This is a genomic window from Vibrio sp. 03_296 (assembly GCF_002265885.1).
Window position 1 is genome coordinate 1 of the sequence record NZ_NPKW01000608.1, and the last position, 802, is coordinate 802.

Below are 802 nucleotides of genomic sequence, written 5' to 3' on the forward strand. Positions count from 1 at the left end.
TCAAAGCTGAGCTTGCTGACCCAGACTCATTTGGTTGAAATGACCTTTGTCGCGGCTGCGGGTGAAGCGTTTCAATAGTTGCTGGGTGCTTACTCAGCAAGGTGAAATCCACAAAGGTTTGCCATGGAAAAGGGACGGAATATCGTCCCTTTTCATAGCCTGTTGTGAGTTCGCCACCGGTTGATTAAGGCAAGCTAAGAGGCGCTTTTGATCTGTTCAGCGCTCAGTTTGTCTACGATTCGGCTTGGTTTCATTGGACGAGAATAGTAATAGCCTTGGATCTGCTCACATCCCATATCGACCAATTTTTTCAACGCCAGCTCTTCTTCAACCCCTTCAGCGACTAAATTCACCTTAAGTTGTAAGGCCAGTTGTGTGATAAGCCACACTACGCGTTCAGCGGTATCGTTACAAAGCATATTACGTATAAAGCTTGCATCGATTTTTATCGTGTCGATTGGGTAGCTGTGAATGTAATTCAAGCTTGAATAACCCGTGCCGAAATCGTCGAGTGCACTTGAACCGCGATCTCTGAGTGCATCCAGCACCATGTGCTCTTTACCCGTTTGAGTCAGTAAAACGGTTTCTGTCAGTTCAATCACGAAATCGCAGGGATCGAGATGATACTTTTGCATCATCTTATTGAGGTAATTAAGGTATCGCTCTTCATCATTCAGCTCATACGCAGAACAGTTGACGCCAAGTTTCACTCGATAACCTAACGACGCTTCCAAGTAGTTTTTTGCTCGGCACGACGAGCTCGATGATCCGCTCTCCTAACTGAACAATGAGTCCTGATTGC

1 pseudogene is annotated in these 802 nt (G+C 45.9%); it reads right to left on the minus strand.

The features are described from left to right. Positions 1 to 194: 194 nt before the first annotated feature. Positions 195 to 802, minus strand: a pseudogene (locus CIK04_RS26585) (EAL domain-containing protein); the annotation flags it as partial.